Source organism: Allokutzneria sp. NRRL B-24872 (genome assembly GCF_002155965.1).
Taxonomy (GTDB): Bacteria; Actinomycetota; Actinomycetes; order Mycobacteriales; family Pseudonocardiaceae; genus Allokutzneria.
This window is the reverse complement of the sequence record NZ_MUMH01000261.1, coordinates 1-339: the sequence shown is the minus strand read 5'-3', so window position 1 is coordinate 339 and position 339 is coordinate 1. Positions and strand designations below refer to the sequence as shown.

The window sequence follows — 339 nt, the reverse complement described above, 5'->3', positions numbered from 1 at the left end:
CTCGGCAGGTCCGCTCTGGTCGCGGCGCGAACGACGAGTCCCCCTGTGTTGACCATGCTCAACCGATAGCGCCGAGCCAATCCGCGGTCAACCGCCGCGAAAGGAATTCGGTATCCGCACAAGAGAAAACGGGCCGTCACCGCGGAAATGCGGTCACGGCCCGTTCCTGTTTCGCGTGGGTCAGCGGCGGAACAGCAGCGCGCGCTTGACCTCCTGGATCGCCTTGGTGACCTCGATACCGCGAGGGCAGGCGTCCGTGCAGTTGAAGGTCGTGCGGCAGCGCCACACGCCGTCGACGTCGTTGAGGATGTCCAGTCGCTCCTCGGCGGCCTCGTCGCG

1 pseudogene is annotated in these 339 nt (G+C 66.4%); it reads right to left on the bottom strand.

The features are described from left to right. Positions 1-180 precede the first annotated feature (180 nt). Positions 181-339 (bottom strand): annotated as a pseudogene (locus CCN37_RS37135) (succinate dehydrogenase iron-sulfur subunit); the annotation flags it as partial.